Source organism: Bacillus sp. B.PNR1, assembly GCF_030386235.1.
GTDB classification, from domain to species: Bacteria; Bacillota; Bacilli; order Bacillales; family Bacillaceae; genus Bacillus; species Bacillus stercoris.
Genome location: NZ_JANYMN010000001.1, coordinates 351979 through 369139 on the forward strand (window position 1 = coordinate 351979; position 17161 = coordinate 369139).

At 45.5% G+C, this 17161-nt stretch carries 14 protein-coding genes, 1 other RNA gene and 1 other annotated feature; of the genes, 13 read left to right on the forward strand and 2 right to left on the reverse strand.

Going from position 1 to position 17161, the window contains the following annotated elements; translation table 11 throughout:
• The first annotated feature begins 5 nt into the window (after positions 1-5).
• From NZD81_RS01840 to dtd, 3 genes are all read left to right on the forward strand, one after another.
• Complete coding sequence (locus tag NZD81_RS01840) at positions 6-518, forward strand: adenine phosphoribosyltransferase (protein ID WP_014477521.1); 513 nt, start codon at positions 6-8, stop codon at positions 516-518.
• Between the two features lie 168 nt (positions 519-686).
• Positions 687-2891: a GTP diphosphokinase gene (gene relA, locus NZD81_RS01845; protein WP_003229747.1), complete on the forward strand. Its 2205-nt coding sequence runs from the start codon at positions 687-689 to the stop codon at positions 2889-2891.
• Between the two features lie 12 nt (positions 2892-2903).
• Positions 2904-3344, forward strand: a complete 441-nt coding sequence (gene dtd / locus NZD81_RS01850; RefSeq protein ID WP_282372902.1) for a D-aminoacyl-tRNA deacylase — start codon at positions 2904-2906, stop codon at positions 3342-3344.
• Positions 3345-3370: 26 nt separating this feature from the next.
• On the opposite strand, the gene NZD81_RS01855 is transcribed toward dtd, so the two are convergent.
• Positions 3371-4927 (reverse strand): N-acetylmuramoyl-L-alanine amidase family protein, encoded by a 1557-nt coding sequence (locus NZD81_RS01855; RefSeq protein WP_282372900.1) that lies wholly within the window; start codon positions 4925-4927, stop codon positions 3371-3373.
• Positions 4928-5059: 132 nt separating this feature from the next.
• On the opposite strand from NZD81_RS01855, the gene NZD81_RS01860 reads away from it, so the two are divergent.
• The 5 genes from NZD81_RS01860 (at position 5060) to NZD81_RS01880 (ending at position 9777) form a co-directional block, all read left to right on the forward strand.
• Positions 5060-5230 (forward strand): YrzK family protein, encoded by a 171-nt coding sequence (locus tag NZD81_RS01860; protein WP_014664807.1) that lies wholly within the window; start codon positions 5060-5062, stop codon positions 5228-5230.
• A gap of 59 nt (positions 5231-5289) precedes the next feature.
• Positions 5290-5522, forward strand: a binding site (T-box leader).
• A gap of 89 nt (positions 5523-5611) precedes the next feature.
• Positions 5612-6886, forward strand: a complete 1275-nt coding sequence (hisS, locus tag NZD81_RS01865) for a histidine--tRNA ligase (RefSeq protein ID WP_040082301.1) — start codon at positions 5612-5614, stop codon at positions 6884-6886.
• A 13-nt stretch (positions 6887-6899) separates the two neighbouring features.
• Positions 6900-8678 carry an aspartate--tRNA ligase gene (gene aspS, locus NZD81_RS01870; RefSeq protein WP_069149972.1) on the forward strand — a complete coding sequence of 593 codons (1779 nt, stop codon included), beginning with the start codon at positions 6900-6902 and terminating at the stop codon, positions 8676-8678.
• Positions 8679-8738: 60 nt separating this feature from the next.
• Positions 8739-8931, forward strand: a non-coding RNA gene (gene ssrS / locus NZD81_RS01875) — 6S RNA.
• 81 nt (positions 8932-9012) lie between these two features.
• Positions 9013-9777, forward strand: coding sequence for a tRNA threonylcarbamoyladenosine dehydratase (locus NZD81_RS01880; protein WP_014664803.1), 765 nt, complete (start codon positions 9013-9015; stop codon positions 9775-9777).
• 34 nt (positions 9778-9811) lie between these two features.
• On the opposite strand, the gene NZD81_RS01885 is transcribed toward NZD81_RS01880, so the two are convergent.
• Entirely contained in the window at positions 9812-11077 is a 1266-nt protein-coding gene (locus tag NZD81_RS01885; protein WP_147772305.1) for a replication-associated recombination protein A, read from the reverse strand.
• Positions 11078-11279: 202 nt separating this feature from the next.
• Here NZD81_RS01885 and cymR point away from each other — a divergent pair, with 202 nt between their 5' ends.
• The 5 genes from cymR (at position 11280) to recD2 (ending at position 17127) form a co-directional block, all read left to right on the forward strand.
• Positions 11280-11696, forward strand: a complete 417-nt coding sequence (cymR, locus tag NZD81_RS01890; protein WP_289859263.1) for a cysteine metabolism transcriptional regulator CymR — start codon at positions 11280-11282, stop codon at positions 11694-11696.
• Between the two features lie 18 nt (positions 11697-11714).
• The gene (locus NZD81_RS01895) at positions 11715-12857 is read left to right on the forward strand and encodes a cysteine desulfurase family protein (protein WP_289859265.1); all 1143 of its coding nucleotides are present in this window, start codon (positions 11715-11717) and stop codon (positions 12855-12857) included.
• Between the two features lie 27 nt (positions 12858-12884).
• Complete coding sequence (gene mnmA, locus NZD81_RS01900) at positions 12885-14000, forward strand: tRNA 2-thiouridine(34) synthase MnmA (RefSeq protein ID WP_004398509.1); 1116 nt, start codon at positions 12885-12887, stop codon at positions 13998-14000.
• Between the two features lie 85 nt (positions 14001-14085).
• Positions 14086-14706: a tetratricopeptide repeat protein gene (locus tag NZD81_RS01905; RefSeq protein ID WP_206696623.1), complete on the forward strand. Its 621-nt coding sequence runs from the start codon at positions 14086-14088 to the stop codon at positions 14704-14706.
• 24 nt (positions 14707-14730) lie between these two features.
• Complete coding sequence (gene recD2 / locus NZD81_RS01910) at positions 14731-17127, forward strand: SF1B family DNA helicase RecD2 (RefSeq protein WP_071581513.1); 2397 nt, start codon at positions 14731-14733, stop codon at positions 17125-17127.
• The last annotated feature ends 34 nt before the right edge of the window (positions 17128-17161 follow it).

Genomic DNA, 17161 nt, shown 5'->3' on the forward strand with positions numbered 1-17161 from the left:
AACAGATGGATTTAAAACAATACGTAACAATTGTACCGGATTACCCGAAAGAGGGCGTGCAATTTAAAGATATTACAACACTGATGGATAAAGGCGATGTATACCGCTATGCCACAGATCAAATTGTTGAATATGCGAAAGAAAAGCAAATCGATTTGGTCGTTGGCCCTGAAGCGCGCGGCTTTATTATCGGCTGTCCCGTTGCTTACGCGCTTGGCGTAGGTTTTGCGCCGGTCCGCAAAGAAGGCAAATTGCCTCGTGAAGTAATCAAAGTGGATTATGGCTTGGAATACGGAAAAGACGTATTAACGATCCACAAAGATGCGATTAAGCCTGGTCAGCGTGTGCTTATTACAGATGACCTGCTTGCGACAGGCGGCACAATTGAAGCGACAATCAAACTTGTTGAAGAACTTGGCGGCGTTGTTGCTGGTATCGCTTTCTTAATCGAGCTTTCTTACCTTGACGGCAGAGATAAGTTGGAAGATTATGACATCTTAACATTAATGAAATACTAAGGATAATCGCATAACGAAAAAAGCACTCCATGTCAGGGTGCTTTTTTCCTATTGTTTTGCATTTATTTTATATAATATTTGGCTAATTGAACTTCTGCTCTTTACATCTTTCGTTTTTTTCTTGATAATAAACTACAATACAGTTTACATTTTAAAAAAGGTGATTCCATGGCGAACGAACAAGTATTGACTGCCGAGCAAGTTATTGATAAAGCGCGAAGCTATCTATCTGATGAGCATATCGCATTTGTCGAAAAAGCATATCTGTACGCTGAAGATGCTCACCGCGAGCAATACCGCAAATCGGGCGAGCCATATATTATTCATCCGATTCAGGTTGCGGGGATTCTCGTCGATCTTGAAATGGACCCTTCCACAATTGCGGGCGGATTTTTGCACGATGTGGTGGAAGATACAGATGTGACGCTCGATGACCTGAAAGAAGCATTTTCCGAAGAAGTGGCAATGCTTGTAGACGGCGTAACAAAACTCGGCAAAATTAAATATAAATCTCAAGAGGAACAGCAGGCGGAAAATCATCGCAAAATGTTTGTCGCTATGGCTCAAGATATCAGGGTCATATTGATCAAGCTGGCGGATCGTCTTCACAATATGCGGACACTGAAACATCTGCCTCAAGAAAAACAGCGAAGAATCTCCAATGAAACGCTGGAAATTTTTGCTCCTTTGGCGCATCGTCTCGGGATTTCAAAAATTAAATGGGAATTGGAAGATACGGCGCTCCGTTATTTGAATCCTCAGCAATATTACAGAATTGTCAACCTCATGAAGAAGAAACGCGCAGAACGTGAGCTCTATGTCGATGAGGTTGTCAATGAAGTGAAGAAACGTGTCGAAGAAGTGAATATCAAGGCTGACTTCTCGGGACGTCCGAAACATATTTACAGCATTTATCGAAAAATGGTGCTGCAAAATAAGCAATTTAATGAAATTTACGATTTGCTGGCTGTCCGTATTCTTGTGAATAGCATAAAGGACTGCTACGCGGTGCTCGGCATCATTCACACATGCTGGAAACCGATGCCCGGAAGATTCAAAGATTATATCGCAATGCCGAAGCCGAATATGTATCAATCGCTTCATACAACGGTTATCGGCCCTAAAGGCGATCCGCTGGAAGTGCAGATCCGCACCTTCGAAATGCATGAAATCGCTGAATACGGGGTTGCGGCTCACTGGGCTTATAAAGAAGGGAAAGCAGCCAATGAAGGCGCAACCTTTGAGAAAAAGCTTTCTTGGTTCCGTGAAATTTTAGAATTTCAAAATGAATCGACAGATGCAGAAGAATTTATGGAATCGCTCAAAATTGATTTGTTTTCTGACATGGTGTATGTCTTTACGCCAAAAGGAGATGTAATCGAACTTCCGTCCGGTTCTGTTCCGATTGATTTTTCTTACCGGATTCACTCTGAAATCGGTAATAAAACAATCGGTGCCAAAGTGAACGGAAAAATGGTTACGCTTGACCATAAGCTTCGGACAGGTGATATCGTTGAAATTCTCACTTCTAAGCATTCCTATGGTCCGAGCCAGGATTGGGTGAAGCTTGCCCAAACATCCCAAGCGAAGCATAAGATCCGTCAATTCTTTAAGAAACAGCGACGTGAAGAAAATGTCGAAAAAGGCCGTGAACTGGTCGAAAAAGAAATAAAAAACCTGGATTTTGAATTGAAGGATGTCTTAACACCGGAGAATATTCAAAAAGTTGCTGACAAATTTAATTTCTCAAATGAAGAAGATATGTACGCAGCGGTCGGCTACAACGGCATTACAGCTCTCCAGGTGGCAAACCGCCTAACAGAAAAAGAGAGAAAACAGCGCGATCAGGAAGAACAGGAAAAGATCGTTCAGGAAGTCACCGGGGAACCTAAGCCATACCCTCAAGGAAGAAAACGGGAAGCTGGTGTTCGCGTCAAGGGCATCGACAACCTCCTTGTCCGTTTATCAAAATGCTGCAATCCTGTGCCGGGTGATGATATTGTCGGCTTTATCACAAAAGGCAGAGGGGTTTCGGTCCATCGCGAAGATTGTCCGAATGTCAAAACGAATGAAGCCCAAGAGCGGCTGATCCCGGTAGAGTGGGAACATGAGTCACAGGTTCAAAAGCGCAAGGAATACAATGTTGAGATAGAGATTCTTGGGTACGACCGTCGCGGATTGCTGAACGAGGTGCTTCAGGCAGTGAACGAAACAAAAACAAATATTTCATCTGTCTCTGGCAAATCGGATCGCAATAAAGTGGCAACCATTCATATGGCGATTTTTATTCAGAACATCAATCACTTGCACAAAGTCGTCGAGCGTATTAAACAGATTAGAGATATCTACTCTGTGCGCCGCGTCATGAACTAAAGGGGTTAGAAAATGAGATTAGTTGTTCAGCGAGTAACAGAAGCAAGCGTTACAGTGGACGAAGAGGTCGTCGGCAAAATTGGACAAGGCCTCATGGTGCTGGTCGGCATCACTCACGATGACACAGAAGAGGATGCAGCTTATTTAGCCGATAAAGTTGTCAATCTCCGTATTTTCGATGACAGTGAAGGAAAAATGAATCTGTCTCTTTTAGATATAGGAGGAGAAATTTTATCTGTCTCACAATTTACGCTTTATGGAGATACGAAAAAAGGGCGCCGGCCGAACTACATGAATGCGGCCAAACCTGATAACGCTTTAGGTCTTTATGAAAAATGGAATGACCTGCTTCGTGAAAAAGGAATCAAAATAGAGACCGGAACGTTTGGAGCCATGATGGATGTTCAGCTTACAAATTCCGGACCGGTCACGCTTATAATGGATTCAAAATAAAAAAAGCTGCCAAGAGGCAGCTTTTTTTATTGGAAGTACTTCTCTAATCCGCTTTCGATCCCATCTGTTACTTTTTCTTGGTATGAATTGCTATGTACAATGGCTTCTTCCTGCGGATGGCTTACATATCCCAGCTCATACAGCATAGCGGGCTGTCTGTTTTCCCGGAGCACATAATAATCCCCGAATAACACGCCGCGATCTGGAATGGAAGACCGCTTTACCACTTCAGAGTGTACATCTGATGCGAGTTCCTGATCTTTGGCAGGGCTGTAGTAGTAAGCAGTACTGCCTCTTGTAGAGGTATCCGCATAGCTGTCATAGTGAATGCTGATAAAGGCGTCAGCGTTGCGATAGTGAGACGTGGAGACCCGTGACTGCAGGCTGACAAAGGTATCATCCTGGCGTGTCACATACACATCTGCCCCAGCCGATCTAAGTTTGCTGGCGAGCAGTTTTGCCGTTTTGATCGTCAGGTTTTTCTCGAATTTCCCCGAATACCCGATCGTTCCGCTGTCTTTTCCTCCGTGTCCCGGGTCAACAATAATCGTTTTATTGTTGAGAGAGCCGTTTCCAGACGGAGAATCAGAGACTGGCGGTTCACCTGCTTCTTCTGCGCTTTTAGATGTTTGGACTACCCAATTGGCTACATAAGCAGTCTGCCCGTTATCAAGTTTGATTTCATACCAGTTTCCCTTTGAACCGGTAATGGCGTATGAATCTCCTTTGGCAGCACGCTCAACGATCGAAGCTGATGTTGACGCATCGCTTCTTAGATTCGTTCCTCCGTACATAATATAGGCTTTTTTAGCGGAGGACGAACTGCCTGCATTTGCCGAATTCTCAGCTGGATCAGAATTAGTCAAAAGGTAATGGCTTGCAACCCAGCCTTTCAGCCCATTCACCTCAATGTGAGCCCAGCCATTTTTCTCGTTGAGAACCGTCAGTTTCGTTCCGCGGTCAAGTTTTGTTATAATTGCCGCGTCATGTGAGGCGGAGGCTCTTACATTTAGTGAAGAAACACCGACTGTGCCCGTGGTTGACGCACCGGAATCCTCGGTTTGGTCACTCTCATTAGATGCTGAACTGCTGCCTCCTGACGTGACATACTCAGATGACACCCATCCGGTGGCATTTTGATAGGAAATCTTGATCCAGCCCGAATCTTTATCAATGACAGATGCTTGGCTGCCTTGCGGGAATTTGCCGATGACTTCGTATGAAGTACCCGGGCCGGTTCTCATCCGCAGATCGGGGTCTGTTGATGTCACAGTGTCACTGCTTCCTGAAGAGCTTGTGCTGGCCTGGTTTTCCTTTGTAATTAGCCAGGAGACTACCCAGCCCTTTTCTCCGGAACCAAGCTGGATCTGCACCCAGTCCCCATCTTCCTTTAAAATGGGATAGCGTTCTCCCTTTTTTACTTCCGCTGTAATGCCGTAGCTAAGCCCCGGGCCGCTTCTGACGTTCATTTCATTTGTTGCGATGACTGCTTCTCCTTGAGCGGCTGTAACGGATGAAAATGTCGGGAAAAGCGCTCCGGTGAAAATAATACATACAATAAGGACAAAGTATTTCTTGCTCATTGTGTCCTCCTTTCAGATGATCATTAAAAAAGCATTCTTGTTTAATATCGTAAAGTCCTTTCTGATTTTTAAATAAAAATAAAATGATTTGTTTATACTAAGCGTAAATACAATCAAAAAGGTGTGCAAATCATGAAATATCATCCAAAAATGGGACGGGCATTTCAAGACGGTGAAGCAAATCTGCATTACAGCGATCACGCAGATCCCGATACGACTGGTTATCTAACGGAAACAGCATCTGAATTTGGTCTTATGTCCAAAGAAGCAGCGCTGAGGAAAAACAACCGGAATAAAGCTTGACAGAGAACCCCAATCCCATTATTATAATAGAAATTGAGTACATAGCAAATGATGAAAGATTTGAACCAATAATGGAGAAGAGTAGGTCAGATTGCATGGCTAGAGAGGAACCCGCCCCAGGCTGAAAGCGGATCCCATTGCGTCTTTCTCGAAACAACACTCCGGAGGTTTCCTGCTGAACGCGTGAATAACGCCATTAGGCAGCGAACGTGAACCTGCGTTAAAGGATCGAGCGGGAATATGAACATATTCCAACTAGGGTGGCACCACGGGTATAACTCTCGTCCCTACTATCATGTATAGTAGGGGCGGGAGTTTTTTTCATTTTCATCATGAACGACAATTGTATATTTTAAAAGGAATACATAAGGAGGTCTACTTATGGGATATAACATTCCAAGAGGAACACAGGATATTCTGCCTGGAGAATCAGATCGCTGGCAGTTTGTTGAACAAATTATGAGAGACACTTGCCGCACTTATCAATATAAAGAAATCCGCACACCGATTTTTGAGCATACAGAACTGTTTGCCAGAGGTGTCGGAGAATCAACAGATATCGTACAAAAAGAAATGTATACCTTCGAGGACCGCAAAGGCAGAAGCCTGACGCTTCGTCCGGAGGGAACAGCTGCGGCGGTTCGCGCTTTTAATGAAAACAAGCTGTTCGCGAATCCTGTACAGCCGACAAAGCTTTATTATGTAGGGCCGATGTTCCGTTATGAACGTCCTCAGACGGGCCGTTACCGCCAGTTTTATCAGTTTGGAATTGAAGCGATTGGCTCGAAAGACCCAGCAATAGACGCTGAAGTGATGGCGCTTGCGATGAGTATTTATGAAAAAGCAGGTTTAGAAAACGTTAAGCTTGTCATAAACAGCCTCGGCGATCAAGCTAGCCGCAAAAGCTACAGAGAAGCGCTCGTGAAACACTTCGAGCCTCGCATCGAAGAATTTTGTTCAGACTGCCAGTCACGGCTGCACACAAATCCGCTTAGAATTTTGGACTGCAAAAAAGACCGTGATCATGAGCTTATGAAATCGGCACCTTCGATTTTGACATATTTAAATGAAGAATCAGCCGCTTATTTTGAGAAAGTGAAACAATACTTAAACGATCTTGGCATTTTGTATGAAATTGATCCGAACCTTGTGAGGGGGCTGGATTATTACAACCACACCGCATTTGAAATTATGAGCAATGCGGAGGGCTTCGGCGCGATTACGACACTTGCCGGCGGCGGACGCTACGACGGACTTGTCGAACAGATCGGAGGGCCTGAAGCACCGGGCATCGGATTTGCGATGAGCATCGAACGCCTGCTTGCCGCAATTGATGCTGAAAAAAGAGAGCTGCCTGTTGATAAGGGAATCGACTGCTATATCGTCACACTCGGCGAAAAAGCAAAGGATTATTCTGTTTCATTGGTGTACAAACTGAGAGAAGCAGGCATTTCCAGTGAAATCGATTATGAAAATAAGAAAATGAAAGGCCAGTTTAAAACAGCTGACCGCTTGAATGCGAGATTTATTGCGATTTTGGGTGAAGATGAGCTGGCCCAAAACAAAATCAATGTAAAGGATGCACAGACGGGCGAACAGATTGAAGTGGCACTTGATGAATTTATACATGTAATGAAGGCAAACCAAAAGGGATAAGGAGTGGAACACATTGTTTGGTAGAACATATTATTGCGGTGAAATAACTGAACAAGCAATCGGTGAATCTGTAACGCTGAAAGGCTGGGTCCAAAAAAGACGGGACCTCGGCGGATTGATTTTTATTGACTTGCGTGACCGTACGGGAATTGTTCAAGTCGTTTTTAACCCTGATGTGTCAAAAGAAGCGCTTGCTATTGCGGAAGGCATCAGAAATGAATACGTGCTTGATATTCAAGGAAAAGTGGTGGCGCGTGAAGAGGGAACAGTTAATCCGAATTTGAAAACAGGCGCGATCGAAATACATGCTGATGGAGTGAACGTATTAAATGCTGCAAAGACACCTCCATTTGCGATTTCTGATCAAGCAGAAGACGTATCAGAGGATGTTCGTTTAAAACACCGTTACTTAGATTTGCGCAGACCAGCTATGTTCCAGACGATGCAGCTGCGCCATAACGTGACGAAAGCTGTTCGCAGCTTTTTAGATGAAAACGGGTTTCTTGATATTGAAACGCCGATTTTAACAGGAAGCACGCCTGAAGGCGCACGTGACTACTTGGTGCCGAGCCGTGTGCATGAAGGTGAGTTCTACGCGCTGCCGCAGTCCCCGCAGCTATTTAAACAGCTTCTGATGGTATCAGGCATTGAACGATATTATCAAATTGCCCGCTGTTTCCGCGATGAAGACTTGCGCGCGGACCGCCAGCCTGAGTTTACGCAAATTGATATTGAAATGTCCTTTATGAGCCAGGAAGACATTATGTCATTGGCTGAGGAGATGATGGCAAAGGTTATGCGTGAAACAAAAGGTGTGGAACTTAAGCTTCCTCTCCCTCGAATGACGTATGACGAAGCAATGAACAAGTACGGTTCTGATAAACCGGATACGCGTTTTAACATGCTATTGACGGATGTGTCTGACATTGTAAAGGATACGGAATTTAAAGTGTTCTCATCAGCTGTAGCAAACGGCGGCGTGGTCAAAGCCATCAACGTAAAAGACGGTGCTGGCGACTACTCCCGAAAAGACATCGACGCTCTTGGCGCTTTTGCTGCAAACTACGGGGCAAAAGGGCTTGCCTGGGTGAAAGTTGAGGCAGACGGAGTGAAAGGCCCGATCGCTAAATTCTTTGATGAAGAAAAGCAGTCTAAGCTGATTGAAGCACTTGATGCTGCTGAAGGTGATTTGCTGCTGTTCGGAGCGGATCAATTCGAAGTTGTGGCCGCATCACTCGGCGCCCTGCGCTTAAAGCTTGGGAAAGAACGCGGACTGATTGACGAAAAATTGTTCAATTTCTTATGGGTCATCGACTGGCCGCTATTAGAGCATGATCCGGAAGAAGGCCGTTTTTACGCAGCGCACCATCCGTTCACAATGCCTGTCCGCGAAGACCTTGAGCTGATTGAAACAGCGCCTGAAGACATGAAAGCACAAGCCTATGACCTCGTTTTAAACGGCTATGAGCTTGGCGGCGGTTCAATCCGTATTTTCGAAAAGGATATTCAGGAAAAAATGTTTGCGCTTCTCGGCTTCTCACCAGAAGAAGCGGCTGAACAGTTCGGATTCCTGCTGGAAGCATTTGAATACGGCGCTCCTCCGCACGGCGGAATCGCACTCGGCTTAGACCGTCTCGTTATGCTTCTAGCTGGACGTACGAACCTGAGAGATACGATTGCATTTCCGAAAACGGCAAGCGCAAGCTGCTTGATGACAGAAGCGCCAGGCGAAGTAAGCGATGCTCAGCTTGATGAGCTTCATCTTTCTATCAAGAAAAAAGTTAAGAACTGAATGTGCAGTTCGATTCTTGAAAATCAAAATCGTCTGTGATATGATTTTGACAAGTTAAATAAAGTCCTGATGTGTTAGTTGTACACCTAGTTTTGACCGAACATTTTTTTGATTTGGGAGCCCGCATTTTTAAATGGCGTACATGCCTCTTTTCATTCGGTAAAGAGGACTTACAAGATTTAAAAGAGGGCACCCACCTGCTGAGAGCGGGTTCAAAACAAAGGAAAGCTGCAACGGCACTATTGGGACTTTATTTTTTGTGCGCAGAAAAACGGCTGCCCATGAATCAGCCATTTTATAGATGAAACCAGAATACGAATGTGGAGTGAGGTTCTTGTTACACCAGTTTTCACGCAATGAATTAGCTATCGGAAAAGAAGGCCTTGAAACGCTGAAAAACAGCACGGTGGCTGTACTTGGGGTTGGCGGAGTCGGATCGTTCGCGGCGGAAGCGCTCGCGCGGTCAGGCGTCGGCCGCATTCTGCTTGTCGACAAAGATGATGTGGATATTACAAATGTAAACCGTCAGCTTCACGCGCTGCTTTCAACTGTCGGACAGCCGAAAGTTGATTTAATGAAGGAGCGGATCGCTGACATTAATCCGGAGTGCGAAGTGATCGCGTTAAAAATGTTCTATACGGAAGAAACGTACGAGCAATTTTTTGACTATAATCTCGACTATGTCATTGACGCGTCAGACACGATTCATTATAAAATCCATTTAATGAAAGAATGTCTGAAACGGGATATTCCGCTCATTTCCAGCATGGGTGCCGCGAACAAAACGGACCCGACACGCTTCCAAATCGCAGATATTTCAAAAACGCACACTGATCCAATTGCGAAGGTCGTCCGTACGAGATTACGCAAAGAGGGCATCAAAAAAGGCGTTCAAGTGATTTTTTCTGATGAAAGCCCGATTGTCATTCGGGAAGATGTCAGAAAAGAAGTGGGAAATGACGAAGCGAAAATCCGTAAAGCGAAAATGCCGCCATCCTCTAATGCGTTTGTGCCGTCAGTCGCAGGCTTGATTATGGGTGGACATGTTGTCATGGATCTTTTGAAAGACATTGAAATCAAACGCGTAAAGGATAAATAACGCATAAAAACAGCCTTGAAGAGCAAGGCTGTTTTTATTTTCTTTTCATTAATTTGTCGTACACCTGCTTTAAGGCGGATTCGAACTTTCCTGTCTGTTTCGGCTTGTAGTATTGCTTATTCTTTAAAGGATCAGGGAGATATTGCTGTTCGACCCATCCATTGTCGTAATTGTGCGGGTATTTATAGTCGATTCCTCTTCCTAATTCCTGAGCTCCTTTATAATGCGCGTCCTTTAAATGCTTCGGTACATCACCGATTTTTCCGGCTCTGATATCAGCCAGAGCCTCATCAATTGCCAGAATGGCTGAGTTTGATTTCGGTGAGAGGCAAAGCTCAATGACTGCGTTGGCCAGCGGGATTCGCGCTTCGGGAAAACCGACTCGCTCAGCGGTCTGAATAGCGTGCAGCACTCTCGGACCGGCTTGCGGGCTTGCTAAGCCGATATCTTCATAGGCGATGACGAGCAGGCGTCTTGCGATGCTCTCCAGATCACCGGCTTCAATTAATCTTGCCAAATAGTGAAGAGCAGCGTTGGCATCAGAGCCGCGGATCGATTTTTGAAAAGCGGACAGCACATCATAATGCGCGTCACCATCTTTATCGTGAGAAAAGCTCTTTTTCTGCAGACATTCTTCCGCAGTGTCTAATGTAATATGAATCACACCGTCTGCTGACTCCTTCGTTGACAACACGGCCAGCTCAAGTGCATTTAAAGCGGAGCGGACATCTCCTCCGCATCCGTGAGCAAAATGCTCCATCGCCTGGTTATCAATGGTTACAGAATATGTGCCGAGGCCTCGATGTTCGTCATGAAGGGCCCTTTCCAGCGCTTGTTTGATCAGTTCAGGTGTTAACGGCTCAAGCTCAAAAATCTGGGTCCGGCTTCTGATCGCCGGATTAATGGCATGATACGGGTTAGCCGTGGTTGCTCCGATCAAAATGATCATCCCATTTTCTAAATAGGGCAATAGAAAATCTTGTTTTCCTTTATCCAGCCTGTGGACTTCATCCAGAATCAAAATCACCTGGCCTGACATTTTGGCTTCCTGGGCGACGATTTCCATATCTTTTTTATTGTTAATGACAGCATTCAGCTTTCGAAAAGCAATACTTGTTGAACCGGCGATTGCTGTGGCGATTGATGTTTTTCCAATTCCGGGCGGCCCGTACAAAATCATGGATGACAAATGTTTTGCCTGGACCATTCTGCCGATAATTTTATCTTCAGCCACCAAATGCTGCTGGCCGATAATATCCTCTATTTTTGTCGGACGCATTCGATATGCCAATGGCTTCATCTATCATCTCTCCTTACTTAATTACAGGGTAACGGAAAACCGTACATTAGAAAAGGGGAAAGGCCCGTTTCCTTTTGCCTCAATGAAAATTCGCTGAAGGTATGTTATAATAACAGTTGGTCTATTAGATAATAAACGGACGAAACATATAGAAATTACCATTATAAATGTGAAAAATCATGAAATAACAGAGGTGTTCATGTTGAAAATATCAACTAAGGGAAGATACGGGCTCACCATTATGATCGAGCTTGCAAAAAAGCATGGTGAGGGCCCGACTTCATTAAAAAGCATCGCACAGACGAATAATTTGTCCGAGCATTATTTGGAGCAGCTGGTATCGCCGCTCCGTAATGCCGGTTTAGTGAAAAGCATCAGAGGCGCATATGGCGGATATGTATTAGGCAGTGAGCCGGATGCCATTACGGCGGGAGATATTATCCGTGTGCTAGAGGGGCCGATCAGCCCTGTTGAAGTGCTGGAAGATGAGGAGCCTGCCAAGCGTGAACTTTGGATTCGCATCCGAGACGCTGTAAAAGAGGTTTTAGACAGTACAACATTAGAGGATCTTTCCAGCTATACAGACGGAGAGCAAGAAGCTTATATGTTCTATATTTAGATCAGAGGTGTAAACATTATGGAACGGATTTATTTAGATCATGCCGCAACATCTCCGATGGATGAGCGCGTGCTGGAAAAAATGATACCGCATTTTTCAGGAAGTTTCGGTAATCCATCCAGTATTCACTCATTTGGCAGAGAATCTCGAAAATGGGTGGATGAAGCAAGAGCGCAGATCGCAGCAGAAATCGGAGCGGCAGAGCAGGAGATCATTTTTACAAGCGGGGGCACGGAAGCTGATAACTTGGCGATTATGGGAACCGCGCTTGCACGTAAAGATCTGGGCAGACATATCATCACGACAAAAATTGAACATCATGCTGTGCTTCACACATGTGAAAAACTTGAGGAAGACGGATTTGACATAACGTATCTGGACGTTGACCAAAATGGAAGAGTCAGTGCAAAACAGGTGAAAGAAGCACTGCGTGATGATACAATCCTTGTGACAGTGATGTATGGAAATAATGAAGTCGGAACAGTGCAGCCGATCGATGAAATCGGTGAGCTGCTGAAGGAACACAAAGCGTATTTTCATACCGATGCTGTTCAGGCGTTCGGGTTGCTGCCAATTGATGTGAAAAACAGCCATATTGATCTTCTGTCTGTTTCTGGGCACAAGCTCAACGGGCCAAAAGGGACAGGCTTTTTATATGCGAGTAAAGATGTGAAGCTTTCACCGCTATTATTCGGAGGAGAGCAAGAAAGAAAACGCCGTGCCGGAACAGAAAATGTTTCGGGCATTGTCGGGCTGAAAGAAGCGATTAAGCTGTCAAGTGAAGAACGGGACGAAAAAAACGAGAAGTATCAATCGTTTAAAGCAATCTTTGCCGACACGCTTAAAGATGCAGGTGTGGCATTCGAGATCAACGGGGACAAAGAGCATAGTCTGCCGCATGTTTTGAATCTTTATTTCCCCGGTGTGTCAGTGGAAGCGCTGCTGGTCAATCTTGATATGGCGGGTGTCGCTGTCTCAAGCGGTTCAGCGTGCACGGCCGGTTCAGTCCTGCCGTCACATGTTCTGACTGCTATGTTCGGGGAAGAGAGTGACAGGCTGACGTCCTCTATTCGAATCAGCTTCGGTCTCGGCAATACGGCTGAGCAAGTGAAAACTGCTGCCAAACATGTGGCCGACGTTGTCAAACGACTGACACAATAAGGTGGCTTAGTTATTGGAGTGAATGAAATGGAAAAACGGCCGGAGGATACAAGAGTCGTCGTCGGCATGTCCGGCGGAGTAGACTCATCTGTGGCGGCCCTGCTGTTAAAAGAACAGGGCTATGATGTAATCGGAATCTTTATGAAAAACTGGGATGACACGGACGAAAACGGTTTTTGCACGGCGACAGAGGATTATGAAGATGTGATCCGCGTCTGCAACCAAATCGGAATCCCGTATTATGCCGTAAACTTTGAAAAGCAATATTATGAGAAGGTATTCCAATACTTCCTTGATGAATATAAAGCAGGCAGAACACCAAACCCGGATGTACTGTGCAACAAAGAAATTAAATTCAAGGCCTTTTTGGAGCATGCATTGTCACTTGGCGCTGACTATTTAGCGACTGGCCACTATGCAAGAGTAGACAGAAGCGGTGGAAAAGTCAGAATGCTGCGCGGCATTGATGAAAACAAGGATCAAACGTACTTCTTGAATCAGCTGACAGAAGATACGCTGAGCAAAGTCATGTTCCCGATCGGCGAACTTCAAAAAAGCCGTGTGCGTGAAATCGCCAAAGAAGCAGAACTTGCAACGGCGACGAAAAAAGACAGTACAGGCATCTGCTTTATCGGCGAGCGTAACTTTAAAACGTTTCTCAGCCAATATCTCCCTGCGCAGCCGGGCGATATGATGACGATGGACGGCGAAGTTAAAGGCCGCCACGACGGGTTGATGTACTACACGATCGGACAGCGTCACGGCCTTGGCATCGGCGGAAGCGGCGAGCCGTGGTTTGCGGTAGGGAAAGATCTTGAAAAGAACATCCTCTACGTAGATCAAGGGTTCCATAACCCGCTTTTATATTCCGACAAAATCACAGCAACAAATATCAGCTGGGTACGTTCGGATATCATGAAGGGCGAAGAGATTTCCTGCACGGCTAAATTCCGTTACCGTCAAGAAGATCATAAAGTGACGGTGCGCATGACTGGCGAAGGTGAAGCGGAAGTCATCTTTGATGAACAAGTCAGAGCTGTAACGCCGGGACAAGCCGTTGTCTTCTATGACGGTGAAGAATGCCTTGGCGGCGGGACAATTGATGATGTGTACAAAGACGGAACAAAATTGTGGTACGTATAAAAGATGAAAAACCTCAACACTGAGTTGGGGTTTTTTAGTGAAAGGAAGATGATCGGTGGATTATAATCAACTCGGTATAGAGGCGATGCAGGAAGGCGATTACGAGAAAGCGGCAGAGGCATTTACAAAAGCGATTGAAGAAAATAAAGAAGACGCGATTCCGTATATCAATTTTGCCAACCTGCTTTCATCCGTAAACGAGCTGGAACGGGCGCTTGCGTTTTATGATAAAGCGCTTGAATTAGACAATAGCGCAGCCACTGCTTATTATGGAGCAGGAAATGTCTATGTTGTAAAAGAAATGTACAAAGAAGCGAAAGACATGTTTGAAAAAGCGCTTCGTGCGGGGATGGAAAACGGCGACCTGTTTTACATGCTCGGAACGGTTCTTGTCAAGCTCGAACAGCCTAAGCTTGCACTGCCATATTTACAAAGAGCGGTTGAGCTGAATGAAAACGATACGGAAGCACGCTTTCAATTCGGGATGTGCTTAGCCAATGAGGGCATGCTGGACGAAGCGCTCAGCCAGTTCTCAGCTGTAACAGAGCAAGATCCCGGGCATGCAGATGCATTTTATAATGCCGGTGTCGCTTATGCTTATAAAGAAAACCGAGAAAAAGCGCTGGAAATGCTGGACAAGGCGATCGATATCCAGCCAGATCATATGCTTGCGCTTCATGCTAAAAAACTGATCGACCCATCATAACAGGCACAGGAGGAGGGACAGCTCGTGCAGCAGCATCCGGATCAGCTTAAACTGGAGGAAGAGCCCTATTTAAAAGGGACAGTTAACACAGTCATCTATCATAATGACACCAATTTATATACGGTTCTGAAAGTGAAAGTCACAGAGACCTCCGAAGCCATAGAAGATAAAGCCGTATCCGTGACGGGCTACTTCCCTGCGCTTCAAGAAGAAGAGACCTACACGTTTTACGGAAAGATCGTAACACACCCGAAATTCGGGCTCCAATTTCAAGCGGAGCATTTCAAAAAAGAGATACCGACGACTAAGGAAGGCATCATACAATATTTATCGAGTGATTTATTCGAGGGAATCGGCAAAAAAACAGCTGAAGAAATTGTGAAAAAGCTGGGCGACAGCGCCATTAACAAAATATTGGCTGACGCTTCAGTGCTTTATGATGTTCCGAGGCTCTCAAAAAAGAAAGCAGACACGCTGGCCGGTGCCTTGCAGCGGCATCAGGGGCTGGAGCAAATCATGATTTCCCTGAACCAGTTTGGCTTTGGCCCGCAGCTGTCCATGAAAATCTATCAAGCCTATGAATCCGAGACGCTTGAAAAAATTCAAGAAAATCCTTATCAGCTTGTGAAGGACGTAGAAGGCATCGGGTTTGGGAAAGCGGATGAGCTGGGCGGCAGAATGGGTCTTTCGGGTAACCATCCTGAGCGGGTAAAAGCTGCGATTCTGTACACGCTTGAAACGACTTGTCTGTCAGAGGGGCACACGTACATAGAAACGGAGCAGCTGATCATCGACACCCAATCACTGTTAAACCAGTCAGCAAAGGAAGATCAGCGCATCACAGAAATGGATGCCGCTAACGCGATTATTGCTCTTGGAGAAAATAAAGACATTGTCATAGAAGATGGACGCTGTTATTTCCCATCGCTGTTTTACGCCGAACAAAACGTTGCAAAGCGTGTAAAACATATCGCAAGCCAAACCGAATATGAGAACCAGTTTCCCGAATCAGAGTTTTTGCTCGCTTTGGGGGAATTGGAAGAACGGATGAACGTTCAGTATGCCCCCAGCCAGAAGGAAGCGATTCAAAAAGCCCTTTCCTCGCCGATGCTTCTTTTAACAGGCGGACCGGGAACAGGGAAAACGACGGTTATCAGAGGGATTGTCGAACTCTACGGAGAGCTTCACGGTGTGTCACTAGACCCGTCAGCTTATAAAAAGGATGAAGCTTTTCCGATTGTTTTGGCCGCTCCGACAGGGAGAGCAGCAAAACGAATGAGTGAATCAACGGGACTTCCTGCAGTCACGATACACAGGCTGCTTGGCTGGAACGGCGCTGAAGGCTTTTCCCATACAGAGGATGAGCCGATTGAAGGGAAGCTGTTAATAATCGATGAAGCCAGCATGCTTGATATATGGCTGGCGAACCATCTGTTCAAGGCGATCCCTGATCATATCCAAATCATCATTGTCGGAGACGAAGACCAGCTGCCTTCTGTAGGTCCGGGCCAAGTGCTGAGAGACCTACTGGCATCCCAGGTGATTCCCACGGTGAGACTGACAGACATCTACCGCCAGGCTGAGGGGTCATCAATCGTCGAGCTTGCCCACCAGATGAAAAATGGATTGCTGCCGAACAATTTGACTGCCCCCACAAAGGACCGATCCTTTATTCGCTGCGGAGGCTCGCAAATTAAAGAAGTTGTTGAAAAGGTTGTCGCCAATGCATTGAAAAAAGGCTATACGGCAAAGGACATTCAGGTCCTCGCTCCGATGTACAGAGGAAAAGCCGGCATCAATGAGTTGAATGTGATGCTGCAGGATATTTTAAATCCTCCTAAAGAAAAACGGAGAGAATTGAAGTTCGGGGATGTTGTCTACAGAACCGGAGATAAAATTTTGCAGCTTGTCAATCAGCCGGAAAACAATGTATTCAACGGAGATATTGGCGAAATTACGTCGATATTTTATGCAAAGGAAAATACAGAAAAAGAAGACATGGCCGTCGTTTCTTTTGATGGCAATGAAATGACGTTTACGAAAAAAGATTTTAATCAATTTACCCATGCGTATTGCTGTTCTATTCATAAATCGCAGGGAAGTGAATTTCCGATTGTGGTTTTGCCTGTTGTGAAAGGCTACTATAGAATGCTCAGAAGAAACCTTCTTTATACCGCGATTACAAGAGCGAAGAAATTTCTCATTTTATGCGGGGAAGAGGAGGCGCTGGAGTGGGGCGTGAAAAATAATGATGCAACTGTCAGACAGACCTCCTTAAAAAACAGGCTGTCCGTACAGGTTGAGGAAATGGATGCCGAGCTTGAGGCTCTCCAAAAAGAGCTCCCATTCAGCGTACACGACGCCAACATTGGCATGGAAGGCATTACACCATTTGATTTTATGAAAGAAGAACAGCTGTAAACATGCTCCCGTGTAAGCGGGAGTTTTTTCATTT